Consider the following 547-nt stretch of genomic DNA (forward strand, 5'->3'; position numbering starts at 1 on the left):
GTTGGTCAGCCCGAAATTGCCACAACGCTTACCGAAAGACATCAGCGAAGAGCAAGTGGACGCACTTTTGGACGCGCCAGATCCTAATGATCCGGTAGAACTGCGCGATAAAGCCATGCTTGAGTTGTTGTACGCGACTGGGTTGCGTGTGACAGAACTCGTCAGCCTGACGATGGAAAACATCAGTTTACGTCAAGGCGTCGTGCGTGTGACGGGTAAAGGTGGCAAGGAACGTTTGGTGCCGATGGGGGAGAATGCGATCGATTGGATTGAAACATTCATCCAGCAAGGTCGCCCTGCATTATTGGGAGAAACGTCTTCCGATGTGGTATTCCCAAGTAAACGAGCACGCCAAATGACTCGTCAGACGTTTTGGCATCGTATCAAATACTATGCTGTCATTGCTGGCATCGATACCGACCAGCTGTCGCCGCACGTTTTACGCCACGCGTTTGCAACGCATTTATTGAACTATGGCGCAGATCTCAGGGTCGTACAGATGCTGCTAGGGCATAGTGACTTATCGACCACGCAAATTTATACTCAC

At 50.6% G+C, this 547-nt stretch carries 1 protein-coding gene; it reads left to right on the forward strand.

Annotated features, from left to right (window positions below):
* Positions 1 to 547 (forward strand): site-specific tyrosine recombinase XerD (locus R7Z47_RS26405; protein ID WP_318130971.1); only part of this gene is annotated, 547 nt, incomplete at both ends.

The organism is Vibrio sp. 1641, assembly GCF_033339995.1.
Lineage (GTDB): Bacteria > Pseudomonadota > Gammaproteobacteria > Enterobacterales > Vibrionaceae > Vibrio > Vibrio alginolyticus.